The sequence below is a fragment of the Rhizobium mayense genome (genome assembly GCF_030272705.1).
In the GTDB taxonomy this organism is placed as follows: domain Bacteria; phylum Pseudomonadota; class Alphaproteobacteria; order Rhizobiales; family Rhizobiaceae; genus Rhizobium; species Rhizobium mayense.
The window spans coordinates 454,408-480,300 of record NZ_JARFYM010000001.1; the positions used below are offsets into that span (position 1 = coordinate 454,408).

Genomic DNA, 25,893 nt, shown 5'->3' on the forward strand with positions numbered 1-25,893 from the left:
CCGGTTTTGCCCAGCCGGTGCGTGTGGCCGTCACGCGCGGATGGTAGGCAGCACTGCGACCGGTTCGTCAGGCTGCGTCACTCTATTCTTACACCAATCGTCGGCGCCATTCTGCACTTGTTGCGACTTGGAGCCGCGCCGGTCTGTCGGTATGAGTGTCACCGCAGCCGCTGTGAATGCGGGGGATTGGCGACCGGCAGCGTGCCAGTCGCCAATCCGGTGTCTCATATCAAAGCGAAGCTTTGACCTTGGTAGCTACCTCCGGAGAAACCCACTTGGTCCACATGTCGGGATAGGTCTTCAGGAAGTATTTTGCACCGTCTTCGTTCGTGCCCTGATTGTCCGTCATCCAGGCGAGAACCTTGCCGACCGTGCCGTTGTCCCATTTGCGGGTCTTGACGTAATCCATGGCAATGCCCGCCTTGGAGGCAAAGGCCTTGGTCACGACGGTGTAGACGTCCGAAACCGGATAGGAATTAAGCTTCGGATTGGCGCAATCCTGGATGGCTGTGCAGGCGTCCCATTCCTTCTTGTCATGCGGCACGTTGAAGCTCAGGCGCACCATGTCGTATTTGCCGAGGATCGCGGTCGGAGCCCAGTAGTAGCCCAGCCAGCCGGTCTTCTTTTCGAAGGCGTTGGCGATCGAGCCGTCAAGGCCGGCGGCTGAACCGGTGTCTACCAACGTGAAGCCGAGCTTTTCGGCGCCAAGCGCCTTATAGAGATTGGCCGTAGAAATCTGGCAGTTCCAGCCCGACGGGCAATTGTAGATGGCGGCCTTCGAGGAATCTTCCGGGGCAGGGAAGAGCTCCGGATGCTTCAATGCGTCCTGGACCGTCTTGATGTCCGGATGGGCATCGGCGAGGAACTTCGGAATCCACCAGCCTTCGACGCCGCCGTCGCTGAGAAGGGGGGCTGCCTCGATCAGGCGGCCTTCGGAAACGGCTTTGTCGAGCGCCGTGCGCACTGCGTTGACCCATAGCTCAGGCGCGACGTCAGGCTCGCCCTTTTCGTCCATGGAGGTGAAGGTCGGCTGCGTGTCGCCAGTCACGAGCGTTACGTTACAGCCATAGCCGTTTTGCAGGATGATCTTGTCGACCTGCGCGGCGACGCCGGCGGACGCCCAGTTCATTTCTGCGATCGAAACGTCGCCGCATTCCGCAGCATGTGCCGAGCCAGCCAAAGCGTAGGCACCGAGTGCGAAGATGGCGGAAGCGATAAGCTTCTTCATTGGATAATGTCTCCCAGTTTCCCGTTAAGTTACCAGTATCGACGCCAGGCAGATGCCTGTCGATTCCCGTCAGCGTGGTCGAACCGCAACCGTTCACCCGCCGCTGACGACGTTTGCCCGGTCCCCTGCCTGCTGCCGTGCGTTCCCTCTTTGGGCGGCGGCGGAACCCTGTCGCAGCCGTGTTCTTTTCGCATCGACGGCAAGCAGCCTAAGGATTTAAGTGAAGAAATCAACCGGTCGCCAAGCGAACGGACTTACTCCGGCTTGTCGAAAAGCTTATATAAGCGCTTGAATTGGCCCATTTTCCGCTATTCGTGGCTGTAAAATGGGCATTGAAGGCGCGGGCTGCGCTCTCCGAGTGGGGTGAGATTAACGATTGCTAAAATATCGCGTCCGACGGAGACTTTTTATATTCCATTCGCGTCGTTTTTGGCCCTGGAGATAAACCAGAAAAATTTTCGAAAAATTTTCGGATTCACCCTTATTTAAGGCATTAATAACCCTCCGGTAACGATGTCCGGCTATCTATCAGAGCGTGGCGGGGGACACCGCTGCCTCTCCGGATCAGGTTGTGCGTACCGGAGAAAGCGAGCCTTGCAGTGTAAGATGCAAGCGAGCCGGCGTTTTTGGCAAACCGCGATGATCCACGGATCACGCGGTTTTCGCATTTTATGGCTTGTCGTTACGGCCTCACCGAGAATCGATATAAGATGAGAGTTAGGTGCCCACGGCACCCGATACAGGCGCGCATCTGAATGGCGGAAACAGCAAAGCCGCCGATGCGGTCGCATGGCGGCTTGCGGTGAGGCGGGGTGGCGGCTTGACGGCCCATCAACCGACGTTATAGGTGCGGATGAAGCCGATGGGGCCGAAGCGGGTATCGAGCTGCTGCAGGCGGCTCTCAGGGCGGCGTGAAGGCAGCTTCGAATTCCAGGCGATCTGGATGGAATTCTTGTTGTTGAAGATGAAGAGCATCGGGGTTTCCTCGGGCCGGATCGACCGGCGGGCGTTGTTTGAATTGGCGCTGAGATAATCATCTTCAGGATTGCGAACAATGGATGGAGTCGTCATCGGATGTCGCAAATGGAGTATATAAGCAAGTGATGCTTTTTTGCCCCGGAGATCCGGTTTTTGCCGTTAATCATCGCGGCGGAATCAAGGCGAACCCCGGGGTTTTTGGCGGTAGTGCCATATCGGAGCGATAAGGGATGACGAAGGCGATCATGCTGCAGGGGACCGGCTCAGATGTCGGAAAAACGGTATTGGTCGCCGGGCTCTGCCGTCTTTTCGCCAACCGAGGCGTTCGTGTGCGCCCGTTCAAGCCGCAGAACATGTCGAACAACGCGGCGGTCGCCGAGGATGGCGGCGAGATCGGCCGGGCGCAATGGCTGCAATCGCTCGCTGCGCGGGTACCCTCGTCGGTGCATATGAACCCGGTGCTGCTGAAGCCGCAATCGGAGACCGGCAGCCAGATCATCGTGCAGGGCAAGGTCTGGGGGCAGGCAAAGGGCCGGGACTATCAGGCACTGAAACCGCAGCTGCTCGGTGCCGTCCTACAAAGCTTTGCGACCATGCGTGCCGGAACCGACCTGGTGATCGTCGAAGGTGCCGGTTCGCCAGCCGAGATCAACCTCAGGAAGGGTGACATCGCCAATATGGGGTTTGCGACCCGGGCCAACGTTCCCGTAGTGCTGGTCGGCGATATCGATCGCGGCGGCGTGATCGCTTCGCTGGTCGGCACGCATCATATCCTGCCGGATGAAGACCGGCGGATGATCCGCGGCTACCTGATCAACAAGTTTCGCGGCGATCTCTCGCTGTTTGGCGAAGGAGTGGATGCGATCGGCGGCTTCACTGGCTGGCCCTGCTATGGTGTCGTGCCTTGGCTGAAGGCAGCGAGCCGGTTGCCGGCCGAGGATTCGGTTGTGCTCGAACGGCTGGCGCGCGGCTCGGACGCCGCGCTGAAGATCGCCGTGCCAGTCCTGCCGCGTATTGCCAATTTCGATGATTTTGATCCGTTGCGCGCCGAACCGGATGTCGATCTCGTCTTCGTTCGTGCCGGAGAGCAGATACCCGCGGATGCGGGACTCGTGGTTCTGCCGGGCTCGAAGTCGACCATCGGCGATCTCATGGATCTGCGGGCACAGGGGTGGGATAAGGACATCGCGGCTCACGCCCACCGTGGCGGCCGCGTTATTGGCATTTGCGGCGGCTACCAGATGCTTGGCCGCATGGTGCATGATCCGCTTGGCATCGAGGGTTCGGTGACGGACATGCCGGGGCTCGGCTTGCTCGATATCGAGACCGAGATGGCGCCGGAAAAGACCGTGCGCAATAGCGTGGCTTTTTCCCGGGAGTACAATGCGCCGCTTTCGGGCTATGAGATCCATCTCGGTGTGACACGCGGCACCGATTGCGAGCGGCCCTCGACCACGATCGACGGTCGGCCGGATGGCGCGCTCTCCAGCGACGGCCTGATCATGGGTACCTATCTGCACGGGCTTTTCACCAGCGATGCCTACCGGGCAAAACTGCTGGCGAGTTTCGGCCTGACCGGCGAGCGGCTGGATTACCGCGCCGGCGTCGAGGCAGCACTGGACGAGATTGCGGCAGAGCTGGAAGCGGTGCTCGATCCGGCCTGGCTTGACAGCCTGGTACACTAGAGGGGCTTGGCTTTTCCCGGAATAGCAGAGCCATTCTGTCTTTGTTCCTTCGCGGTTCCGGACGGAAAACCGCGTCGCACTTTCCCTCAAAATGCTTTAAAGCTCGCCCGAGACCTCGCGGCGTCGGCGGTCGAGTTCTTCGCTATAGCGGCGCAGCGTGTAACTTTCCGTGAGCAGACCGATCACCTTGCGCTCGATCAGGTCGTTGATCACCACCAATGCTTCGCTTTCGGTCTGGTCAAACAAGGCCGCTGCCTGTTTCGCGTTCATCTGTGGCTGCAAGAAGTCGTTGCGATGGCGGATGAAGTCGGCAAGGCCGTGTTCTTCATCGTCCTTCTCGACCGGGCTCGCGTAAATGTCCGGCATAAGCACCATGCCGGCATATTTTTCGTCCTTGTCGATGAGAATGACGCGCTGGGCCGAGCCGATCGGAAAACGCTGTCGAAACTCCTCGATGCTCATGCCGACACCGGCCGTATGCACATCCGGACGCATCATGCGGGCGACCGTCAGGTTGCGGATCCAGCCGACGTCATGGGCGCTGCGGATGCTTTCTCCGCGCAGATGGAAGCGCCATGTGGCGAACGAATAGCCGAAGGTGGTGCGCACCACCAGCGACGAGGTGATAACGGCAGCAAGCACCAGCGCGGTGATCGGAAAATCGCCGGTGATTTCGAGCGCCAAAAAGGTCATGGTCAGCGGCCCGCCGATAATAGCGACAGCAAGCGAACTCATGCCGACTACGGCATAGATGACCGGCGTCAGGGTGGCATGGTCGAAATAGGGTGCGCAATAGGCGAAGATTTTGCCGAGCAAGGCGCCCATGAACAGCGAAGCGAAAAACAGACCGCCTCTGAAGCCGGAACCGATCGACACCGCTGAGGCAAGCGACTTTAGCAGGAACAGGCCGACAAGGGCCGACAGGGTGACCTCGTTGGCAAGGTTCAGATGCAAGGCGCCATGGCCGGCAGAGAGAACTTGCGGCGAAATCATTGCCAGAAGCCCGACGACAACCCCGCCGAGCGCCGGGCGGAAGGGCGGCGCGATCGAACTCTTGCGCGCCATTTCTTCGATGAAGGCGACGCCCTGCATGATCAGGATGCCGACGCCGGCGCAGAAACCGCCGAGCAGTATCGCCGGGATGTAGTCGGCGGGGACGACAGCGCCGAATCGGTCGACATCGATGGCGAAATCATCACCGGCCAACAGGCGGGCGATCAGGGTCGAGATCAGCGCCGAGACGACGACGGGCGTCAGGGTCAGGATCGAATAGCTGCCGATAATCAGCTCGAAAGCGTAGAAGGCGCCGGTGAGCGGCGCGTTGAAGGCGGCAGCGATGGCACCGGCAGCACCGCAGCCGACCAACATTCTAAGGTCGGCGCGGCGGAACTGCAGCTTGTGGCCGAATTTGGAAGCGATACCGGCGGCAAGCTGGGTGTAGCCGGCCTCTAATCCCACGGAGGCGCCGAAACCATTGGAGAGGAGGTTCTGCACCGCCACCAGGATGCTGTCCGTCAAGGACAGACGACCGCCATGCAAGGCATTGGCCTCGATCGGGTCGACCATCGGCTTTTTTCGCGTGCGCGACAGGATGAAGATCATGAGGCCGAGCAGGATGCCGCCGGCGATCGGGGCCATCAGCAGAACCGATTTGTCGGTGATGTTCACGGCGGCCGCGCTCAACCGGTCGTCATCGGCGATGCCGTAGACGAGGCTGTGCAGTTGGCGTGAGATCAGGCTCATCGCCGTGACAGCACAGCCGGAGGTGATACCAACGAAGGCGCCGGCAATGACGAGACCGAGTTCGCCACGACGGAAAAGCGCCCTTAGCCGGCTAGCGCTAAAAAAGGCGGAGAGAACGCCTAGACGGCGCGGCTGGAATTTCTGCAACATGGGGAACGGACGACAGTTTTGTGCTCAGGTGTATACGCTAAGCTTCTATAAACTCCTAACATCAAAGAAATACGGCAAAAAGATCGCAGAAACCCACGACTTTTGCGCCAATTTCGCTGTCGGGACAGCCGATGTCGTATCTGCCGCCTTGATTGACTTGCGCAGGCCGAAAGCCTAATCATTACGGCATAACGAATGGTTCCCGAGCGGCGATCTGCCGCATGGGATGAAAAGGGAATGTGAAGGGGCGGACCCAACTCGGGCGTTCTCATCACAGCCGACCCCGCGACTGTAGAGCGGTCAGGGTCTTCCATCCGGTCTGAGGGTGTTTCGCTGATGGCGCTGCATGGTGCGGGCAGGCGAAAGCAGCTTCGAGCCGGAAAAGCCACTGGTGTGGCATCATGATCAACCAGGGCTGGACGCCTCTAATTCTACGAATCGTCCGCCTTTTCATGATGTTTGCCGGGAAGGTGAGGGAGATCCGCTGGTGCAGGATCGGGGGCGATCGATTTCGGTCCGCCCCCGCTAGCTGTGCCTCATCCGCGAGCCAGGAGACCTGCCATACGTGCCGGGCACAAGGCCCACCCCAGGGACGGATGTCCCGTTGCCAGCACGGAGGTTGTCATGGCGCGAAACGAGTTTTTGGCGTGCAAGCGCCTGCCTTTCGGCTTCCGCAGCGTCGCGCCGGCCGTCGCTTTTGTGTTGGGACGGATATAGCCGATGCTATCCTCATCGTCCCGCGCCGCTCTTGTTCTCGGCGGCGCACGCTCCGGCAAATCCCGATTCGCCGAATCGCTGATCTCGGACACCGGCCTGGAACGTCACTATGTGGCGACGGGCCAGGCCTGGGACGACGAAATGCGCGATCGTATAGCCCAGCATCGCGCCGATCGCGGCGATCTGCTCTGGACGACGCATGAGGAGCCGCTCGATCTGACTGCGCGGCTGGCGGCAATCGACAGCGAAGACCGCGCTGTTCTCGTTGATTGCCTGACGCTCTGGGTTACCAATCTGATGATGGCCGAGCGCAATATCGCGGCGGAATTTTCCGCTCTCACCGAATTTCTACCGGGCGCAAAGGCGCGCCTTGTCCTCGTTTCCAACGAGGTCGGGCTCGGCATCGTGCCCGAAAACCGTATGGCGCGCGAGTTTCGCGATCATGCCGGCCGGCTGCACCAGATGATCGCGGCGGCGAGCGCCGAAGTCTATTTTATCGCGGCGGGACTGCCGCTGAAAATGAAGGGTTGATCCGCATGAACCAGGAAAAGATTCCCGCCACCGTCATCACCGGCTTCCTTGGCGCCGGCAAGACGACGATGATCCGCAACCTCTTGCAGAACGCCGGCGGGAAGAAGATCGCCTTGATCATCAACGAATTCGGCGATCTCGGCGTCGACGGCGACGTGCTGAAGGGTTGCGGCGCGGAGAACTGCACCGAGGACGATATCATCGAGCTGACCAATGGCTGCATCTGCTGCACGGTCGCGGACGATTTCATCCCGACCATGGCCAAGCTTTTGGAGCGTGAAGCGCGTCCCGACCATATCGTCATCGAGACCTCCGGCCTCGCTCTTCCGCAGCCGCTGGTCGCCGCCTTCAACTGGCCGGATATCCGGACCCAGGTCACCGTCGACGGCGTCATCACCGTGGTCGATAGCGCAGCCGTTGCCGCCGGCCGTTTCGCCGATGACCATGATGCCGTCGAAGCCAGACGTGTAGAGGACGAATCGCTCGATCACGAAAGCCCGATCGAGGAGCTGTTCGAGGATCAGTTGACCTGTGCCGATCTCATCGTCCTCAACAAGACCGACCTGATCGATGTCGCCGGCCTTGGTCGCGTCCGTACCGAAGTTGCGTCCCGCACTACCCGCAAGCCGACGATTATCGAAGCGAAGAACGGCGTCGTTCCGGCCGCCGTCCTGCTCGGCCTAGGCATCGGCACAGAGGGCGACATTGCCAACCGCAAATCGCATCACGAGCTGGAGCATGAGGACGGCACACCGCACGATCATGACGAATTTGACAGCTTCGTCGTCGAGCTCGGCCCGATCGCCGATCCGGTCGTCTTTATCGAGAAGCTGAAGGGCGTGATTGCTGAACACGATGTCCTGCGCCTCAAGGGCTTCGTCGATGTGCCCGGCAAGCCGATGCGCCTGCAGATCCAGGCCGTCGGCAGCCGCATTGACCACTATTTCGATCGCGCCTGGACGCCGGGCGAAGCGCGCGCGACGCGGCTCGTGGTGATTGGTCTGCACGAGATGGATGAGGGGATCGTGCGCAAGGCGATAGAAGCGTTGGTCTAAGGCGAAGCCATGCATCTCCTCCTAGCCCAAAAGGGAACAATCAGCGACGGCGAGGAGGCGATCGATCTCGGCCAGTCGCCGGGCGATATCCTATTCCTGTCAGCGGCCGATACCGAGCTTGCGGCGATAGCCACTGCCCATAGGCCGGCGGAAGCTGCTTTTTCGCTGCGACTTGCGAGCTTGATGAGTCTCAAGCATCCCATGTCCGTCGACGCCTATGTCGAACGGACGGTGCGTCATGCGAAGCTGATCATCGTCCGAGCGCTCGGCGGGGCCAGCTATTTTCACTATGCGCTCGAGGCGCTGCATGCCTGCGCTGTTCGTAGCGGCGCGCTCATCGCAGTGCTGCCCGGGGATTCGAAACCCGATCCTGGGCTCACGCCGTTTTCCAATGTCGCGCTCGAGGACCTAAATGCGCTGTGGTCCTATCTGATCGAAGGGGGCGACGCCAATTCGCGGGCATTTCTCGCTTACGCCGAGGCGATGCTGTCGGGAGCGGAGAAACCGACGCCGGCAGCGCCGTTGATGAAGGCGGGGATCTGGTGGCCGGGCAGGGGTGTGATCGGGATTGAGGAGTGGAGGAGACTTTCTGCGTCATATGGGGACCCCCCCTCATCCGCCCTTCGGGCACCTTCCCCCCGAGGGGAGAAGGCGGAAATCGAGAGCGGAGTATCTATACCTTCGCTCCGGCGGGGAAAGGGTGGCGCGTCAGCGCCGGGTGAGGGGGCGATACAGGGTTCGTCGCGCGCAGCGGCAATCGAACCCCCGACGGTCGCCATTTCCTTCTACCGCGCTCTCGTGCAGAGCGGCGAAACCAAACCCGTCGAAGCCATGATCGAGGCGCTCATCGCCGAAGGCATGCGGCCATTGCCGGTGTTTGCCTATAGCCTCAAGGACCCCGTCTCAGTCGGCATTCTCGAAAGCGTTTTCGCCGAGCTGAAGCCGGATGTCGTCGTCAACACGACCGGCTTTGCGGTTTCGGCGCCGGGGGCTGATCGCCAGCCGACCGTGTTGGAGGCGAGCGACGCTGTCGTGCTGCAGGCGATCTTCTCCGCCTCCTCCCGGGAGGCTTGGGAAGCCTCGTCGCAGGGGCTATCGGCGCGCGATCTCGGCATGAATGTCGCGCTACCGGAAGTGGATGGGCGCGTGCTTGTCCGCGCCGTCTCGTTCAAGGCGGCAGCGCATTATGATGATCGCGTCGAGGCCAACATCGTTGCGAGCGAGCCGGCTGAGGACCGTATGCGCTATGCCGCACGATTGGCGGCCAATTGGACGCATCTGCGCAAGACTCCGCCGCGAGATCGGCGGGTGGCGTTGGTCATGGCCAACTATCCCAATCGCGACGGACGGCTCGGTAACGGCGTCGGGCTCGATACGCCGGCGGGCACGATGGAAGTGCTGAGAGCGATGCAGGCGGCGGGCTATCCAGTCGCCGATTTGCCTGCTGACGGCGATATGCTGATGCGTCGTTTGATGGACGGGCCGACCAATTCCGGCCACGACGGTAAGGTCGTTCACGAGACGCTTTCTATAAGCGAATACAAATATTTCCTATCGTCTCTTCCGATTCAGATTCAGGACGAGATCACTGCTCGTTGGGGAGATGCGGAGAGCGACCCCTATGTTCGCGATGATGCTTTTGCCCTGCCTTTCACCCGTTTCGGCGATGTGCTGGTCGGCATTCAACCGGCTCGCGGCTACAATATCGATCCAAAAGAAAGCTATCATTCCCCGGACCTCGTGCCGCCGCATGGCTATCTCGCCTTCTACGCATTCCTGCGCAAATCTTTCGGCGCGCATGCCGTCATCCACATGGGCAAACACGGCAATCTCGAATGGCTACCGGGTAAGGCTTTGGCGTTGTCGGAGACCTGCTATCCGGAAGCGATCCTCGGGCCATTGCCGCATCTCTATCCGTTCATCGTCAACGATCCTGGCGAGGGCACGCAGGCCAAGCGCCGCGCGAGCGCAGTCATCATCGACCACCTGACCCCGCCTTTGACCCGCGCCGAAAGCTATGGTCCGCTCAAGGACCTCGAGGCGCTGGTGGATGAATATTACGAGGCTTCTGGCGGCGATCCCCGCCGCATTCGTCTCCTGCGCAAGCAGATCCTCGATCTGGTCGCCGATATCGGCCTCGATCAGGATGCCGGCATTGCCAAGGGCGAAGGCGAGGATGAGGCGCTGAAGAAACTCGATGCCTATCTCTGCGATCTCAAGGAAATGCAGATCCGCGACGGATTGCATGTCTTCGGCGTCTCGCCATCCGGAAGGCTGCTGACGGATTTGACGGTGGCCCTGGCGCGTGTGCCGCGAGGACTCGGCGAGGGTGGCGATCAGAGCTTGCAGCGGGCGATTGCACGGGATGCGTTCGGACCGGAGAAAGCGGAGGCTCCGATACCCCCCTCGTCCTTCGGACCTTTCGCGACATCTCCCCCACAAGGGGGGAGATCGTTCGCCCAAGGCGTTTCCTCGTATCAAACGGAGATTGCATCCGTTGATGCAGTGCGGGGCGATTTGGGAAAGCAGAGCGGTATACTCCCACCGATCTCCCCCCTTGTGGGGGAGATGTCGGCGAAGCTGACAGAGGGGGGTATTCCTCCGCATACGCCATTCGATCCGTTGGATTGCGATATGGCCGCAACATGGACTGGCCACCGCCCCAACATTCTCGCTGATAGTTCCGACGCTCCCTGGCGCACGCTGGGCGATACAGTCGAGCGTATCGAACTCCTGGCTGCGAAACTCGTGGCAGGCGAAATCGCCTGTCCCGAGGGCTGGCTGCAAACCAGCTCCGTTCTTGCCGAAATCGAAACCCGCCTGAAACCTTCGATTCTCGCCTGCGGAGATGCCGAGATCTCCGCCTTGATAAAAGGCCTCGATGGCCGGTTCGTGTCGCCAGGCCCTTCTGGTGCACCGACGCGTGGGCGGCCGGATGTCTTGCCGACGGGGAGGAATTTCTATTCCGTCGACAGCCGCGCCGTGCCGACGCCGGCGGCCTATGAGCTTGGCAAGAAGTCGGCCGAGTTGCTGATCCGCCGCTATGTGCAGGATCACGGCGAGTGGCCGGTTTCGTTCGGGCTGACAGCCTGGGGCACGTCGAATATGCGTACCGGCGGTGACGATGTTGCCCAGGCGTTGGCCCTGATCGGCGTCAAGCCGGTTTGGGACATGACGTCGCGGCGTGTCACTGGCTATGAGATCATTCCACCGGCCAAGCTCGGCCGGCCGCGCGTCGATGTGACGCTGCGGATTTCCGGCTTCTTCCGGGATGCCTTTCCAGAGCAGATTGCGCTTTTCGACAAGGCGATCCGCGCGGTTGGATCGCTGGATGAGGATGCCATCGACAATCCCATCGCGGCGCGCATGCGGGGCGAGATTACGCGGCTGGAAGCTGCCGGACTGGACGCGGTTTCGGCCAGCCGGCGCGCCGGTTACCGCATCTTCGGCTCTAAACCCGGTGCCTATGGGGCCGGTCTGCAGGCGCTGATCGACGAAAAGGGTTGGGAGCGGCGCGCCGATCTGGCCGAGGCCTATCTCGTCTGGGGCGGCTATGCCTATGGTGCCGGCGAGGACGGTAAAGCCGAGCGCGGCGTATTCGAGGAGCGGCTGCGCTCGATCCAGGCGGTGGTCCAGAACCAGGACAATCGAGAGCACGACCTGCTCGACAGCGACGATTACTATCAGTTTGAGGGTGGCATGGCGGCCGCGGCCGAGCAGCTTGCCGGCGCACGGCCTGCGATCTATCACAACGACCATTCCCGGCCGGAAAAGCCAGTCGTCCGCTCACTGGAAGAGGAAATCGGCCGTGTCGTGCGCGGCCGCGTCGTCAATCCGAAGTGGATCGATGGAGTCATGCGCCACGGCTACAAAGGTGCCTCCGAGATATCAGCCACGGTCGACTATCTCTTCGCCTTCGCTGCGACGACGGGTGCCGTGCGCAATCATCATTTCGAGGCGGTCTATCAGGCCTTTGTCGTCGATCCCCTGGTGCGTGATTTCATGGCGGAGAAGAATCCGGCGGCTTTGGAGGAGTTGAAAGAGCGCCTGCTGGAGGCGATCGATCGTCAGCTATGGACGCCACGCAGCAATTCGGCACAATTCGATCTGCAGGCTTTGACTGGGGATAGGGAGGTCCTGGCGTGAGTGTGATCGATGATCTTCGGCGGGCTTTTCACCACTACATCACTTCACGGAGCGATCCCGCGCTGCGGCGTTTCGTCGAGGGTGTCGATTGGCGGACGGACGAGCGGATGCTTGCGGCCCACAGTCTGCCGGTTGTGGACTATCTGAAGGGGCTCCGCCAGCCGGCCGACGCTGCGGAGGGTGAACTGTTTTCCAGCCTCGTGGGCGCTGCCAGCGCATTGCACTGGGCTCAAACCTATAGTATCGCCGATTTCGGCGCCGATTTTCTGCAGAAATACGGCTGGGTCGAGCTTTTTGGTACGCGCGGCCACTTCGTGAGCGACGAAATCGCCGGCGGCTTCCTGCTGCTCGGACCGGATGTGCACTATCCGGATCATCATCATCTAGCCGAGGAAATCTATATTCCGCTGACTGATGGGTCGTTGTGGAGCAAGGATAGCCAAGCCTTCCTGCCGCGCTGGACAGGCGAGATCATTCACCACCCCTCCAATATTCGCCATGCCATGCGAACCGAGGGGACGCCGCTGGTGGCGCTCTATCTTTGGCGTGGCGGACCGCTGGCACAGAAATCGATAATTGCAGGGAGACAAGAATGAGCGAAAAAACGGTCGAATCAGGCAATGAGGCACCGGCGAACGATGACGCACGCCACGCCGACAAGATGGCCAAGAAGAAGGCCGCGCGTGACAAGATCATGGCGACGAAGACGGACGAAAAGGGCCTGGTCATCGTCCATACCGGCAAGGGCAAGGGCAAGTCGTCGGCCGCCTTCGGCATGATTTTCCGCCATATCGCCCACGGGAAGCCCTGTGCGGTGGTGCAGTTCATCAAGGGCGCGATGTGGACCGGTGAGCGCGATCTGATCGAAAAGCATTTCTCCGATATCTGCCAGTTCTACACCATGGGCGAGGGGTTCACCTGGGAGACGCAGGATCGTGCCCGTGACGTCGCCGCGGCTGGTGCTGCCTGGGAAAAGGCCAAGGAACTGATCCGCGACGAACGCAATTCGATGGTTCTGCTCGACGAGATCAACATCGCGCTGCGTTACGATTATCTCGATATCAAAGACGTCCTTGACTTCCTGAAAACGGAGAAGCCACATATGACGCATGTGGTCCTGACCGGCCGCAACGCCAAGGAAGAGCTGATCGAGATCGCCGATCTCGTCACCGAAATGGAGCTGATCAAGCACCCGTTCCGCTCCGGCATCAAGGGGCAGCCGGGCGTCGAGTTCTAATTAGAGCAGCGATGCACTTCGGTCCGCGGAGGCGATGTAGATCTTCGGATCGCCGACGCGAAAGGTTGCCGGCTGGAGTTCGGCCGTGCGGATGCGGTCGACGCGGAAGGTTCTGATGTCGCCGCGCAGATGGTCCCAGGTAATGAGATACCAGACGGGCGCATTCAAATAGAGGAACTGCGGCTCAATCCGGCGGCTGGTGACAACGCCGTCGCCGGCCTCGTAATCGATGATCACCTGCCGCTGCTCAAAGAAGGCCTGGGATATCAGCGCAAGATTGGCGCGGCTTGGCGGCACATAGCTGTTGACGACGTTGAGCGTTGCCGGCGCGCCGACGATGATGCGGCGGCGCAGGTCGCGGATGCGGCCCTGATAGCCTTCCGCGAAGGCGGCAGACACCTTGCGTTTTATCGACGTCAGATGCTGCAAAAGCAAAGGCGAGCCGACTTTTTCGGCAATGGTGATGCTGAGCAGCAGGTCGATGGTTTCGAGATGATCGAGATGCAGCCGGCCGAGCGACCAGCTACGGTGCAACTGCATCCCGCCGCCACGACCACGGTCGGCGTCGATCGGCAGGCCGCTTTCGCGCAGTAGCGCAATGTCGCGGTTGAGGGTGCGCAGGCTGACGCCCATTTCGGCTGCAAGTTCAGCGGCGGTCGCGTGCTCACGTTCGCGAAGCAGCCCTTTCAGCTCCTCCAGCCTGTTCAGCCTTGTTCCATCTGCCGTGCGCGCCATGGCTGAAATATGTCGTTATCTGTCCTATTAGGCAATAGACCACCGCCATCCGACCGAACCCGAGGAAGAGACGATGACGGGAAAAGTTATGGAATGGGCGCCGTTCAAGCTTCGCGCCGACGTATCCGAAGGCGCGCTTCTCGAAGCGGCTGCGAGGATGCAGGATCGTTTTCTGAGGCGGCAGCCCGGCTATCTCAACCGCGAACTGGTGCGCGGCAATGATGGCACCTATGTCGATGTCATCTGGTGGCGCTCTCATGCTGACGCGGTGGCCGCTCTGCCGAAGGTGCATGCGAGCAAGGATTGCCTCGACTATTTCGATCATATGCAGATCGATGCCGTCAATGCCGGCACCAGCGTACTGCATTTCGAACAACTGCGGAGCTTTTGAGGGATACAATGGCTGAACGCCTGAAGGATCGTTTCGGCGCCGAGGTGCCGGCCCGCATCGCCGAAATGATCGGGGCGGTGCATCCGGCATTCGACCGGAAAGGTTTCATCGCGGCGACGCTCGACGGATACGAGCCGTTGGAGCTGATGGACCGCGGGCGAGCGATTGCGCGCAAGCTCAAGGCGTTTTTGCCCGTGGAATATCCCGAGGCGGTCGATATTCTCATTCGCTCGCTTGGGCCGGAAATGGATGGCAGCGACAATTTCGGCATGACGCCGTTTCTTTATCTGCCGCACACGATCTTCGTTGCCGACAACGGGATCAATCACTTCGAGCCGTCCATGCGGGCGCAATATGAGCTGACGAAGCGTTTTACCGCCGAATTCTCCATCCGCACCTTTCTCGACAAAAGGCAGGCGGAGACGTTGGAGCGGCTGCGCATCTGGGCCCGCGACGCCAATGTGCATGTCCGGCGGCTGGTGTCTGAAGGTACACGGCCACGTCTTCCATGGGCACAGCGGCTTCGCGCTTTCCAGGCCGATCCAGCGCCTGTGCTTGAGCTGCTGGAATTGCTGAAGGACGATCCGGAGCTTTATGTTCGTCGTTCCGTCGCCAATAATCTCAACGATATCGGCAAGGATCATCCCGGCCTTCTCATCGATACTGTACGCCGCTGGAGTGTGGATGCGCCCGAGGAGCGTCAGCGCCTGATCCGTCATGCGCTGCGCTCCGCCGTCAAGCGTGGCGAAGCCGATGCGATCGGGGCCATGGGGTATACCGCGGCAGAAGGCATTCGCGTCGGCAGCGCGGAGATAATGCCAGCGAAGGCGCAGATGGGCGATGTCGTTCGCATCGGCTTTTCCCTTGTCAATGATGGACAAGCTGCGCAGTCTCTGCTGGTCGATTTTGCCGTGCACTTCGTCAAGGCGAACGGCTCGGCAAAGCCAAAGGTGTTCAAGTTGACGTCGGTCTCATTGGCACCCGGTGAAACCGCCCAATTCTCAAAGGTGTTGCGCCTGGACGATCTGACGACGCGGAAACATTATCCCGGTCTCCATCGGGTCGAAGCCATGGTGAATGGTGTCGCGATGCAAGTTGGGGAGTTCGTGCTGGACTAGCGGCTGAAAATGCTAGCCTGGTGTCGGACGCGCTACTGGAATTTGAACGCGCCTAGCCTGTCTCAGCTATCCCGCACGACTGCCGCCATCTCTTTCAACGCCTCGGCGGTTGCCTGATCCGCAGGAAAAAGGGATTCGATCGCAAGCTCTGCCAGGGTGATATCGACGGGCGTGCCGAAGATAGTCGTGGTCGAAATGAACGAGAGGCGTGCGCCGTCGATGATGAGTTCCAAAGGCACGGCGATACCCGCAAAATCGCGGTTGGGTGAGCTTGGTTTATGCGCTGTGGGTGCGGCGTAGGCCGAGATTTCCCTGTGCAAATCGGAGAGCACCGCATCCCCGGTGGCAGTGATCTGCTGGCGCAACCTTTCCAGCAAATGCGCCCGCCACTCCGGAAGATTGAAGATATGCGGTGCAAGGCCGTTCGCATGCAGGCTGAGCCGCAGGACATTCACCGGCGGCTCAATCAGCGTGACATCCGCGACGCCGGAGAGCAGGGGCGCGACAGCGGCGTTTGCTGTGATCAGGGTCCAATGCCGGTCGATCGCCAATGCCGGAAAGGGTTCATGGCCCTTCAGAACCACGTCGATGGCCCGGCGCGCGGGAGCCAGCGCCGGATCGTCCAGCGAGCGTTCCGGGAAGACCGGGGGCAAAACCGGCGGCCAGCAGCATCGGGTTGCGGTCCCTGAGCGGCACGCCCAGGCGCTCGGCGAGATGTATCAGCATGTCGCGGCTCGGAAGGGCGCGCCCGCTCTCGATGAAACTGAGATGTCGTTGCGATATCTCGGCTTCAAGGGCGAATTCGAGTTGGCTCAAATGACGGCGCTGCCGCCATTCGCGCAGAAAATTGCCGAGAGAGCGGGCTGGCATCATCATAGGGACGCCGGCGCTTGGTCGAGAAAGCCGTGAACCGTTTTCAGCCGTTCGCCGTCGAGAATGGCGAAGTCCGTGCCCTTGATCAGAGGCTCTTCGCCTTCCGTCCCGAGGCTCCAGGAGAAACGGATGTTGTCGCCGTAGCGATCGGCCAGGCCGGCGAGCTTGAAGCGGAAGCCGGGGAGACGAGTATGCACGGCGGCGACCAGCGCATCGATCTGCTCGTGGCCTTCACCACGCATCAGCGGATCGACGTAGCTGCAGGATTCCGTCCAGGCCTCGGTGATGAGGGCGCGGCGGCGTTCGGCTTCGGTCTCGTTCCAGACGGCGAGATAGCGTTCGGCAATGGTTGTCGCATCGGTCATCGGGTCAACTCCTTTGGATCGCCTGAACCGTTCAGGCAAGGCGATCATGGGCGAGCCCCTCGGCACTATCAATTACGTCGCAGGTAATCAAAGCCCCCGCGATCAGAGCGCCAGCCAGACGCGAACGGGATTGGTCGGGTCGGCCAGCAGCTTGATGGCGAAGGCGATGCAGACGATGACCAGCAGCGGCTTGATCAGCTTTGCGCCAATGCGCATGGCGAGCCGTGAGCCGGCCTGGGCGCCGAGGAACTGGCCGAGACCCATGGTGAGGCCGACTTTCCAGAGGATGACACCAGAGAAGATGAAGACGATCAGGCCGCCAAGGTTCGAGCCGAAATTCAATAGCTTCGTATGAGCCGTCGCCTTCAGCATGCCAAAGCCGACCAGTGTGACGAAAGCGAGCATGAAGAACGAGCCGGTGCCGGGGCCGAAGGCGCCGTCATAGAAGCCGATCAGCGGTACGAAGGTAAAGCCGAACAGCGCTGCGCTCATGCGGCCGTGTTTTTCCATATCGTTGAGATTGGGCTTGAAGGCGAAATAAAGGGCGATGGCGATCAGCAGGAATGGCAGGATGATGCGCAGGACATCGCCTGGCATGATCGTCGCCAGTGCTGCGCCCAGCATGCCGCCGATAACCGCCATCAGGGCCATCGGCAATTGCGTGCGCAGCCGCACATGGCCCTGGCGGGCATAGGCGATGGTCGCGGATGCGGCGCCGCAGATCGACTGCACCTTGTTGGTGCCGAGCGTCTGCAATGGCGGGATGCCGGCAAGCAGCATGGCAGGCACGGTGATCAGTCCGCCGCCGCCGGCGATCGAATCGACAAAACCGGCGAAGAAGGCGGCGGCGAAGAGCAGAAGCAGCAGATGAAGGGTGATGTCTTGCAAGGCGGGAACTCGGGCGTGAAATTGAGACGTCTTCTGGCACTGCGAGTGCATCAGGGCAATTGCCATAGTGACACACCCGGCGAAATTGACGGGCAGTGGGATGGTTCTGTAAGTGATTAGGTGAGTGCGTTTTTGCCGCAGCATTGTGCATGGCCCCTCACCCTAGCCCTCTCCCGTTGGAACAGGGAGAGGGGACGACGGAGCAAACCAACAGGTCCTTGTCACTCGATGGTGAGCAGGAGTCTCAGGCGCTGTAGTTCCCTCTCGCCGCATTGCGGGGAGAGGGCTAGGGTGAGGGGCTAGGCACAAGGGCGCAGCAACGGAGAACGTGCCAATCATAACCGCCGTCGCTGAGGCCCCATGACGATTCCTGATCCTATGACCCGCCGCTACATCCTTGGCCTCGGCTGCGAGCGCGGTACGGACTGGACCGATATGCGCTTGCTTGCTGAAAGGGCCTTGCGGGAGAGCGGGATAGCGACCGACCAGATCCTTGCGATCGCCTCGATCGATACGCGTAGCAACGAGCCGGCGATCCTGGAGACGGCTGCTCATCTTCGCCTGCCGCTGCGTTTTTTCGACGCCGCAACGCTGGAGCGCGAGACGCCGCGTTTGAAAAATCCGTCCGAACTCGTCTTTTCTCGCGTCGGCTGCCATGGCGTCGCTGAGGCCGCCGCGCTGGCTGCCGCCGGACCCATTGCAGAACTCGTGCTTCCGAAAATCAAATCCGGCTTTTCCACCGCAGCAATTGCGAAAATCGGTTGAATTTTCGGTTCGCCGGCATCGATTTGTCGCAATCTGTGGCGAATTCACGCGAGATTGCATCCGATATTGCGGAACTGGCGGCCGTAGCTATGGTGGCGATTTCGCCAATCGCGGTTCTCGCATCTCCCGGCAGCCTCGCACACATGATCCCCCAAAAGTGTTGCGCGGCTTTTGGATAAGATCAAGCTTAATCAAAAGGATAACAAGGAAAAATCATGCACAAGATCATTTACGACACAGATCCTGGCGTCGACGATGCTATGGCACTTCTCTTTCTGCACCGTCATCCGAATATCGATCTGCTGGGCGTCACCACGGTATTCGGCAACGCTTCGGTTGATACGACGACTCGCAATGCGCTGTTCCTGAAGCGCGAGTGGAACATCCCGTGCCCGGTTGCCCGTGGCGCCAGCGTCACATTCGATCCGTCGCGGAAGGAGCGGCCTTGGCCGACCTATGTACACGGCCATAACGGCCTAGGGGACGTCGAGGTGCCGGCGACGATCGATCTGCCGACCGATCCGCGCCCGGCCTATCAGTTCATCATCGATACCGTCCGCGCCAATCCGGGTGAGGTGACCCTGGTCGCCGTCGGCCGCATGACCAATCTGGCGTTGGCGCTGAAGCACGACCCTGAGATCGCCAAGCTGGTGAAAGACGTCGTCATCATGGGCGGCAACTTCTATGTTCCGGGCAACGTGACGCCCGTGGCCGAAGCCAATATCCATGGCGATCCGGAAGCCGCCGATGCCGTCCTGACCGCATCCTGGAAAGTCGTGGTCGTTGGTCTCGACGTGACCGCGATCACGACGATGAGCCGCAGCTATCTTGCCGACATGGCGAAGGCCGGCGGCCCGTCCGTGCAGTTGCTGTCGGACCTTTCGCAGTCCTATATCGATTTCTACAGCCATGCGGTGGACGACGGCATGATGGTGCATGATAGCTGCGCCTGCGTCTATGTCGTGGCACCGGAGCTGTTCGATACGATCGAGGGTTCCGTGCGCGTCGTCTGTGGCGGTATTGCCGACGGCCAGACGATCGTCAAGCAGAACGGACGACGCTTTCCGCCGAGCGAATGGGACAATTTGCCGAGCCAGATCGTCTGCACCGGTATTCGCTCGAAAGCGGTTATAGACCTGATCCGCGATGTGATTCTCGGCAAGGTGAACCACTAAGGTTGGTTTGGAGAGGGCAGCTCGGCTGCCCTCTCCAAAATGCCTCTTCCTCAAGGCAAATTGTTTTATAATATTATCAAATGTTTGTGTTGGCTTTCAGAGAATTAGATTCAGACATTTAAAGCAGTGAATCGTCTTCTTCCTTCCGGCGTCTTCGTCGCCTTGGGAAAAGGGAATAGCGCAGCGTCGCTGCTGCAGAGACCCGCTCTGTCCTATCATCCTGGGATAGAAATGGGGGGCGAGCCGAAGCCGCCTTATCCCATTCTCAAGATTGCAATTTTGCCCATCCGGGCATAGGACAGGTGGGATGAACGATACCGCATTTTCCAATCTGCCGGCGCTCGAGCCGGGCTCCGTCTGGCTCGTTGGCGCCGGGCCGGGCGATCCCGGGCTGCTGACCTTGCTTGCGGCCAAAGGACTGGCGGAGGCGGATATCATCGTGCACGACGCGCTCGTCAACGAGGACTGCCTGAAACTCGCCAATCCAGGTGCGATGCTGGAATATGCAGGCAAGCGCGGCGGCAAGCCGTCGGCCAGGCAGCGGGATATTTCGCTGCGTCTTGTCGAGCTGGCGCGTGCGGGCAAGCGGGTGTTGCGGCTGAAGGGCGGCGATCCCTTTGTTTTTGGGCGCGGTGGCGAAGAGGCCTTGACGCTGGTCGAACACGGTATTCCATTCCGCATCGTGCCGGGCATCACCGCCGGTATCGGTGGTCTCGCCTATGCCGGCATTCCCGTCACTCATCGTGACGTCAATCATGCTGTTACTTTTTTGACAGGCCATGATTCCTCCGGCGTTGTGCCGGACGCGATCAATTGGGAGGCGGTCGGCAAGGGCTCGCCGGTCATCGTCATGTATATGGCAATGAAGCATATAGCTCAGATCAGCGCCAACCTCATTGCCGCCGGCCGCTCGGCCGATGAACCGGTCGCTTTCGTCTGCAATGCCGCGACGCCTGCGCAGCAGGTGCTGGAGACGACGCTCGGGAGGGCTGAGGACGATGTTGCGGCGTCCGGCCTGGAGCCGCCGGCGATCGTCGTGGTCGGTGATGTTGTGCGGTTGCGGCCTTCCCTCGACTGGCTGGGTGCTCTGTCCGGCCGTCAGCTCCTGCCGGAGACGGAGGTGCGGGCGGCGGCGGCTCACAAGGTGTCGGCATGAGCGGCCTGCTGATCGCCGCGCCGGCCTCGGGCTCGGGCAAGACCACGGTTACGCTCGGCCTGTTGCGGGCGTTACGGAAAAAAGGAATCGCGGTGGCGCCGGGCAAGGCCGGCCCTGACTATATTGACCCCGCGTTCCTCGCCGCTGCCAGCGGTTCGCCCTGCCTCAATTTCGATCCCTGGGCCATGCGACCCGAATTGATTTCCGCCAATTCGGCGCTGCATCGCGCCGGCGGACGGATGCTGGTCATCGAAGCCATGATGGGGCTGTTTGACGGAGCGGCTGATGGTTCCGGCACACCGGCCGATCTTGCCGCTTTCCTTGGGCTTTCCGTGGTGCTGGTGGTCGATGCTTCGCGCATGTCCCAGTCGGTTGCCGCTCTCGTCAGCGGCTTTGCTAATTTCCGCGCCGATGTGCGCATCGCCGGTGTCGTTCTCAACCGCGTCGGCAGCGACCGGCACGAAGCGATGTTGCGCCGGGCACTGGAGGCCGTGCGCATTCCCGTTGCCGCCGTCATTCGCGGCGACAAGGGGCTCACGCTGCCTGAACGGCATCTGGGGCTGGTGCAGGCTGGGGAACACAACGGGCTGGAAGAGTTCATCGAACACGCGGCGGAGACGCTGGCCACAGCGTGTGATTTCGGATTGCTGCTGCGTGCCGCACACCAGAATATCGTGCGGCCATCGGCCGCCAACATTGCCCGGCTGATGCCGTTCGGACAGCGCATCGCCGTGGCGCGCGATATCGCTTTTGCCTTCTGTTACGAGCACATGCTGCTCGGCTGGCGGCGGCGGGGGGCGGAGATTTCGTTTTTTTCGCCGCTTGCCAATGAGGCTCCGGCGGCGGACACGGACGCTATCTACTTGCCCGGCGGCTATCCGGAACTGCATGCAGGCAAGCTTGCGACCGCGACTCATTTTCACGGGGCTATACAGGCTGCAGCCGAGCGCGGTGCGCGAATTTATGGCGAGTGTGGCGGCTATATGGTGCTTGGCGATGGATTGGTGGATGCCGCCGGTATACGCCATGAAATGCTCGGCCTGCTGCCGGTCGTCACCAGCTATGAGAAGCGCCAGCGGCATCTCGGTTACCGGCGCGTGGCGCCGCTTGCCGGTTCTTTCTTCGACCGGCCGATGACCGCGCACGAATTTCATTACTCCACCATCGTCTCCGAAGGCGAGGCGGATCGGCTGTTTGCGGTCAAGGACGCGCTCGGGGCCGATCTCGGCACGGCGGGCCTGCAGCGCGGCAATGTCGCCGGTTCCTATATGCACCTGATCGACCTTGCCGGTGACGATGCATGACCAACAGAATTGCGCATGGAGGCGGCATCACGGCAGCGGCTCGCCTTTATGGCGGGCGACCGGAGGACTGGCTCGATCTGTCGACGGGCATCAATCCCAATCCCATCGCTTTGCCAGAGATCCCAGTTTCCGCATGGCATCGGCTGCCGGACCAGCATCTCGTGGAACGAGCGAGGGAGGCCGCGCGGATCTATTATCGCACCGGCGATGTCCAGCCGTTGCCCGTCCCGGGTACGCAATCGGTGATCCAGCTTCTGCCGCGACTTCGATCGGCCGGCAATGCCGCCATCCTGTCGCCGACCTATGGGGAATATGCCCGCGCCTTTGCGCTCGCCGGGCTGCCGGCCCCTGGGATTGCCGAGATCGATGATCTTACCCCCGAACACAAGCTGGTCATCGTCGTCAATCCCAACAATCCGGATGGCAGGACGCTGTCGGTGTCCCGCCTCCGGCAATTACATGATCGGCTGCAGGAACGCGGCGGCGTGCTCGTTGTCGACGAAGCGTTCGGGGACATGGAACCCGAAAGCAGCCTTGCGCCGCACGCTGCCTCCATGCCGAACCTCATCATATTTCGCTCCTTCGGAAAGTTTTTTGGCTTGGCCGGTCTGCGCCTCGGTTTCGTGATCGCGGAAGCCTCGATCTTGGGGCGTTTCGAAGACTGGCTAGGCCCTTGGGCCGTCTCCGGGCCTGCGCTTTCACTGGCCGCCTCCCTTATGGCCGGTGATACGACAACCGTTCGCAACCGCGTTCTCGATCGCAGATCTGCGCTGGATGCGGTACTTCGCCAAGCCAAACTCAAGACGATCGGAGGCACGGGGCTGTTCGCGCTGGTTGCCGATGACCATGCTAGCGACATATATTCGCATCTCTGCCGTCATCATGTTCTCGTCCGCAAGTTCGACTATGCGCCGAATTGGCTGCGTTTCGGCCTTGCTCCAGACGAGGACGCCGATCGCAGGCTTGCCGGGGCGCTCGAGGATTATTCGATATGACAATCGACTTACACTTGCTCATCCTCATACTGGCGTTGCTATTGGACCGCATTATCGGCGACCCCGATTGGCTGTGGCAGCGCGTGCCGCATCCAGTCGTGCTGTTCGGCAAGGCGATTTCCTTCTTCGACCGCCATTTCAACACCAAGGACCTGCCGGGTCCCGCGCGTCGTCGCAACGGCGTGATGTCGATCGTTGCGCTGCTTTTCGGAGCGGTCATAGCCGGCTTCGCCGTGCATGGGCTGCTCGTCTTTTTCGGCTGGCTCGGCATCTTGGTCGAGGCAGGGCTGGTGGCGATCTTTTTGGCGCAGAAGAGCTTGGCCGATCATGTCGGCGAAGTATCGAAGGCGCTGCGCACCGAAGGATTGGACGGTGGACGCCGTGCCGTATCGCGCATCGTCGGTCGTGACCCAGAAACTCTGGATGAGCCCGGCGTTTGCCGCGCCGCGATCGAGAGTCTTGCCGAGAATTTTTCCGATGGCGTCGTGGCGCCGGCGCTTTGGTATGCCATTTTTGGTCTGCCGGGCCTGTTTGTCTACAAGATGCTGAATACCGCCGATTCGATGATCGGTCATAAATCCGAGACCTATATCGATTTCGGCTGGGCTGCCGCTCGGTTGGACGACGTCGCCAACTGGCCGGCCGCGCGGCTGTCGATCCTGTTGATTGCCGCCGGCGCACTCGCCAAGAAGGGAATTTCGGCGCTCGGCAATACGATTCGCGTTGCGGTCCGCGACGGCGGGCTGCACCGCTCGCCGAATTCGGGCCGGCCGGAAGCGGCGATGGCGGGCGCATTGGATATCCAGCTTGCCGGGCCGCGCGTCTATGGTGGCGAGATCGTGCTCGAACCGATGATCAATGGTTCCGGCCGCGATACCGCCACCGTCAGCGATGTCGAGGCCGGTATCTCGATCTTCCATGCGGCATGCACGATGCTGACGCTGGTAGCTTTCGTCGTCTTCCTGTTGCTGCTGTAAGCGGTCGGTCCTCGTTAACGAATCGCTCACTATCTGTATTAATCTAGTATAATCTGAGAGCTGGTAGTTTTGCCTTTCATCGAAATTGTTTCGAAAAGAAGCAAGCGATGGAGGGGACAAGATGAAACGAATATTGGCGGCCGCTGCCGCATGTCTATGCCTGCAGCTTCATGTCGCTTCGGCGCAGGCTGGAACTGTTCTTGCTAATATTGATCTTCGATCGCAGACGATGACCGTTTCCGAGGATGGCGTCCTCAAGTATCGCTGGAAGATATCGACGGCACGCCCGGGCTATGTGACCCCGACCGGTTCCTATACGGCGAAATGGTTGTCGCGCGATCATCGCTCGAAGAAATACGACAATGCGCCGATGCCTTATGCGGTGTTCTTCGACGGCGGTTATGCGGTGCATGGCACCTATGAGCTGAAACATCTCGGCCGGCCGGCCTCCCATGGCTGCGTACGTCTCGAGCCGCGCAACGCGGCGACATTTTTTTCTATGGCGTCGGAGGCGGGGCTGCGCAATACTCGCATCGTTATCAGCCAATGATCGTCGCTGGGTCCTTGCTCCCACGGTCTGCGCAAGGTTGTGGTTAATTTGCTCGGCACTGCCTTCAAGCCGCAATACTGCCGCATCTTGCTCGCATGTCGGCCGTTATTCCGGCAATTGTGCACCGGAAGTATCTTTGCTGTTTAAGCAACAGTGCTTCGTCAAATTACTGGGGTCTCAGGCGGAAACCATTGGCTTTTGGAATGGATTTCCCTATGAGGAGGGTTGAATTATCACTTCAAGAGGTATGGGCGTGACTGCTACATTCGACAAAGTTGCCGACATTATCGCTGAAACAAGCGAAATCGACCGTGAAACGATCACCCCAGAGAGCCACACGATCGACGACCTCGGCATCGACAGCCTTGACTTCCTGGACATCGTCTTCGCCATCGACAAGGAATTCGGCATCAAGATTCCGTTGGAACAATGGACGCAAGAAGTCAACGAAGGCAAGGTTTCGACCGAGGAATACTTCGTCCTCAAGAATCTCTGCGCCAAGATCGACGAATTGCGCGCCGCGAAGGGCTAAGCAACGTCTTTGCTTTTTTTGACGCCCAGCCGCCCCTGAATATGGCGGCCGGGCGGTTTTGTTCCTAACTATCGTATCCTGCCCGGGCCATAGCGCGTTACGGGGTCGGATCGGAGGCGTTGATGCTGCTGGAATATTTCCAGATGATTGACCGGGTCGAGTCGGTTGATCTATCCAAGGGCGTTTTGAAGGCGCATTCGGTCGTCCCGGCAAAGAGCCCTGTTTTCGAAGGCCACTTTCCCGGCATGCCACTTGTTCCTGGTGTCCTCCTGATCGAAACCATGGCGCAGGCGTCGGGCATGCTTGTGCTCGCGGCGACGAAATTTGCCTATATGCCGTTCCTGATGTCGGTCGACGGTGCCAAGATGCGCACTTTCGTCGAGCCGGAAGCCGAACTCGACATCGAGGCGGAACTGGAGCATGACGGTTCGGGCTTTGCGGTGACGAAGGCGCGGATCACCATAGCCGGGAAGAAGATCTGCGATGCGCAGTTGAAGCTGCGCACCATGCCGTTTAATGAGGTGCCGCTCGCCGATATCGTGCGCAAGCGCGCGGGCGAGGTCGGGCTTCTCGATGCCATCGCCGCCAATGGCTGACGT

General features: G+C 60.6%; 23 protein-coding genes, 1 pseudogene and 1 riboswitch. Of the genes and pseudogenes, 17 read left to right on the plus strand and 7 right to left on the minus strand.

Features of this window, described 5'->3' with window-relative positions; genetic code table 11:
* Nucleotides 1-229 precede the first annotated feature (229 nt).
* Entirely contained in the window at nt 230-1,228 is a 999-nt protein-coding gene (locus PY649_RS02215) for an ABC transporter substrate-binding protein (protein ID WP_285866450.1), read from the minus strand.
* A gap of 831 nt (nt 1,229-2,059) precedes the next feature.
* Nucleotides 2,060-2,299, minus strand: coding sequence for a hypothetical protein (locus PY649_RS02220; protein ID WP_285866452.1), 240 nt, complete (start codon nt 2,297-2,299; stop codon nt 2,060-2,062).
* 137 nt (nt 2,300-2,436) lie between these two features.
* On the opposite strand from PY649_RS02220, the gene PY649_RS02225 reads away from it, so the two are divergent.
* Nucleotides 2,437-3,891, plus strand: a complete 1,455-nt coding sequence (locus tag PY649_RS02225) for a cobyric acid synthase (RefSeq protein ID WP_285866453.1) — start codon at nt 2,437-2,439, stop codon at nt 3,889-3,891.
* A gap of 96 nt (nt 3,892-3,987) precedes the next feature.
* Here the strand turns inward: PY649_RS02225 and PY649_RS02230 are convergent, their stop codons facing one another.
* On the minus strand, nt 3,988-5,784 hold the full coding sequence (locus PY649_RS02230) for a chloride channel protein (RefSeq protein WP_285866455.1): 1,797 nt from the start codon (nt 5,782-5,784) through the stop codon (nt 3,988-3,990).
* Between the two features lie 179 nt (nt 5,785-5,963).
* Nucleotides 5,964-6,187, plus strand: a riboswitch (cobalamin riboswitch).
* A 317-nt stretch (nt 6,188-6,504) separates the two neighbouring features.
* On the opposite strand from PY649_RS02230, the gene cobU reads away from it, so the two are divergent.
* From cobU to cobO, 5 genes are read left to right on the plus strand one after another with little or no spacing between them, the layout of a single operon-like run.
* Entirely contained in the window at nt 6,505-7,032 is a 528-nt protein-coding gene (gene cobU, locus PY649_RS02235) for a bifunctional adenosylcobinamide kinase/adenosylcobinamide-phosphate guanylyltransferase (protein ID WP_285866456.1), read from the plus strand.
* 5 nt (nt 7,033-7,037) lie between these two features.
* On the plus strand, nt 7,038-8,087 hold the full coding sequence (gene cobW, locus PY649_RS02240) for a cobalamin biosynthesis protein CobW (RefSeq protein WP_285866458.1): 1,050 nt from the start codon (nt 7,038-7,040) through the stop codon (nt 8,085-8,087).
* Between the two features lie 9 nt (nt 8,088-8,096).
* Nucleotides 8,097-12,233: a cobaltochelatase subunit CobN gene (cobN, locus tag PY649_RS02245; RefSeq protein WP_285866459.1), complete on the plus strand. Its 4,137-nt coding sequence runs from the start codon at nt 8,097-8,099 to the stop codon at nt 12,231-12,233.
* On the plus strand, nt 12,230-12,829 hold the full coding sequence (locus tag PY649_RS02250; RefSeq protein WP_285866460.1) for a dimethylsulfonioproprionate lyase family protein: 600 nt from the start codon (nt 12,230-12,232) through the stop codon (nt 12,827-12,829). The genes cobN and PY649_RS02250 overlap by 4 nt, the downstream gene beginning before the upstream one ends.
* Nucleotides 12,826-13,470, plus strand: a complete 645-nt coding sequence (cobO, locus tag PY649_RS02255; protein WP_285866461.1) for a cob(I)yrinic acid a,c-diamide adenosyltransferase — start codon at nt 12,826-12,828, stop codon at nt 13,468-13,470. The genes PY649_RS02250 and cobO overlap by 4 nt, the downstream gene beginning before the upstream one ends.
* Here cobO and PY649_RS02260 read toward each other — a convergent pair whose 3' ends face one another.
* On the minus strand, nt 13,471-14,205 hold the full coding sequence (locus PY649_RS02260; RefSeq protein ID WP_285866462.1) for a helix-turn-helix transcriptional regulator: 735 nt from the start codon (nt 14,203-14,205) through the stop codon (nt 13,471-13,473). It lies immediately after the preceding gene.
* A gap of 73 nt (nt 14,206-14,278) precedes the next feature.
* On the opposite strand from PY649_RS02260, the gene PY649_RS02265 reads away from it, so the two are divergent.
* Complete coding sequence (locus PY649_RS02265) at nt 14,279-14,596, plus strand: antibiotic biosynthesis monooxygenase family protein (protein ID WP_285866464.1); 318 nt, start codon at nt 14,279-14,281, stop codon at nt 14,594-14,596.
* Nucleotides 14,597-14,604: 8 nt separating this feature from the next.
* Nucleotides 14,605-15,714, plus strand: a complete 1,110-nt coding sequence (locus tag PY649_RS02270; RefSeq protein WP_285866465.1) for a DNA alkylation repair protein — start codon at nt 14,605-14,607, stop codon at nt 15,712-15,714.
* Nucleotides 15,715-15,776: 62 nt separating this feature from the next.
* On the opposite strand, the pseudogene PY649_RS02275 reads toward PY649_RS02270, so the two are convergent.
* The 3 genes and pseudogenes from PY649_RS02275 to PY649_RS02285 all read right to left on the minus strand — a co-directional run bounded on the left by PY649_RS02275 (nt 15,777) and on the right by PY649_RS02285 (nt 17,840).
* Nucleotides 15,777-16,590 (minus strand): annotated as a pseudogene (locus PY649_RS02275) (helix-turn-helix domain-containing protein).
* Nucleotides 16,587-16,952, minus strand: a complete 366-nt coding sequence (locus PY649_RS02280; protein WP_285866466.1) for a nuclear transport factor 2 family protein — start codon at nt 16,950-16,952, stop codon at nt 16,587-16,589. The pseudogene PY649_RS02275 and the gene PY649_RS02280 overlap by 4 nt, the downstream one beginning before the upstream one ends.
* A gap of 102 nt (nt 16,953-17,054) precedes the next feature.
* Entirely contained in the window at nt 17,055-17,840 is a 786-nt protein-coding gene (locus PY649_RS02285; RefSeq protein WP_285866468.1) for a TSUP family transporter, read from the minus strand.
* Nucleotides 17,841-18,200: 360 nt separating this feature from the next.
* On the opposite strand from PY649_RS02285, the gene PY649_RS02290 reads away from it, so the two are divergent.
* The 9 genes from PY649_RS02290 (at nt 18,201) to PY649_RS02330 (ending at nt 25,890) form a co-directional block, all read left to right on the plus strand.
* Nucleotides 18,201-18,605: a cobalamin biosynthesis protein gene (locus tag PY649_RS02290; RefSeq protein ID WP_285866469.1), complete on the plus strand. Its 405-nt coding sequence runs from the start codon at nt 18,201-18,203 to the stop codon at nt 18,603-18,605.
* A gap of 215 nt (nt 18,606-18,820) precedes the next feature.
* Nucleotides 18,821-19,780: a nucleoside hydrolase gene (locus PY649_RS02295; protein WP_285866470.1), complete on the plus strand. Its 960-nt coding sequence runs from the start codon at nt 18,821-18,823 to the stop codon at nt 19,778-19,780.
* A gap of 307 nt (nt 19,781-20,087) precedes the next feature.
* Complete coding sequence (gene cobA / locus PY649_RS02300) at nt 20,088-20,936, plus strand: uroporphyrinogen-III C-methyltransferase (protein WP_285866471.1); 849 nt, start codon at nt 20,088-20,090, stop codon at nt 20,934-20,936.
* The gene (locus PY649_RS02305; protein ID WP_285866472.1) at nt 20,933-22,240 is read left to right on the plus strand and encodes a cobyrinic acid a,c-diamide synthase CobB; all 1,308 of its coding nucleotides are present in this window, start codon (nt 20,933-20,935) and stop codon (nt 22,238-22,240) included. Before cobA ends, PY649_RS02305 begins: the two co-directional genes overlap by 4 nt.
* Nucleotides 22,237-23,235, plus strand: a complete 999-nt coding sequence (gene cobD / locus PY649_RS02310) for a threonine-phosphate decarboxylase CobD (protein WP_285866474.1) — start codon at nt 22,237-22,239, stop codon at nt 23,233-23,235. The genes PY649_RS02305 and cobD overlap by 4 nt, the downstream gene beginning before the upstream one ends.
* Nucleotides 23,232-24,212 carry an adenosylcobinamide-phosphate synthase CbiB gene (gene cbiB / locus PY649_RS02315; protein WP_285866475.1) on the plus strand — a complete coding sequence of 327 codons (981 nt, stop codon included), beginning with the start codon at nt 23,232-23,234 and terminating at the stop codon, nt 24,210-24,212. Before cobD ends, cbiB begins: the two co-directional genes overlap by 4 nt.
* A gap of 121 nt (nt 24,213-24,333) precedes the next feature.
* Entirely contained in the window at nt 24,334-24,762 is a 429-nt protein-coding gene (locus PY649_RS02320; RefSeq protein WP_285866476.1) for a L,D-transpeptidase, read from the plus strand.
* 247 nt (nt 24,763-25,009) lie between these two features.
* The gene (locus PY649_RS02325; RefSeq protein WP_003495848.1) at nt 25,010-25,294 is read left to right on the plus strand and encodes an acyl carrier protein; all 285 of its coding nucleotides are present in this window, start codon (nt 25,010-25,012) and stop codon (nt 25,292-25,294) included.
* Nucleotides 25,295-25,416: 122 nt separating this feature from the next.
* Nucleotides 25,417-25,890 (plus strand): 3-hydroxyacyl-ACP dehydratase FabZ family protein, encoded by a 474-nt coding sequence (locus tag PY649_RS02330; protein ID WP_285866478.1) that lies wholly within the window; start codon nt 25,417-25,419, stop codon nt 25,888-25,890.
* Nucleotides 25,891-25,893 lie beyond the last annotated feature (3 nt).